The sequence below is a fragment of the Mesorhizobium sp. M7A.F.Ca.US.002.01.1.1 genome, from assembly GCF_004022955.1.
GTDB lineage: Bacteria > Pseudomonadota > Alphaproteobacteria > Rhizobiales > Rhizobiaceae > Mesorhizobium > Mesorhizobium ciceri.
The window spans coordinates 1-385 of record NZ_RZQE01001084.1; the positions used below are offsets into that span (position 1 = coordinate 1).

Sequence of the window (385 nt, forward strand, 5' to 3'; positions counted from 1 at the left end):
CACCTGGACTCGCCTCCGCTCTCGCTCGCTTGGTCAACATTCCACGCTTGCACCCGTACCACTCAGAGGCGAGGTGATGGCGGCCCGAAAGAAATTGTGGTGCGGGTCGGAACTGGCAATGGTCGATCGCCTAGCGGGAGCGCTGGCGCGAGCCTTGGCCGACGGATCGCACGCATGAGCGACGAGCCGGCGCGTCCGCCGGGCGAATATCCGTCCGCGTTTGCCAGCTTCTTCATGGCTGGCTTCGAATGTTCCTCGCATCGGCGCGGCGACGGAGTGCGCCTCGATTTGATTCGCGCAACCGCACACGACAAACATGCTCTCGGCGACTATCGCAGCTGTGCTGCCCTTGGGCTTCGCACGATCCGCGACGGCTTGCGCTGGC

The 385-nt window shown here is 64.7% G+C and carries 1 pseudogene; it reads left to right on the forward strand.

Features of this window, described 5'->3' with window-relative positions:
• Positions 1-174: 174 nt before the first annotated feature.
• Positions 175-385 (forward strand): annotated as a pseudogene (locus EN932_RS37820) (beta-glucosidase); the annotation flags it as partial.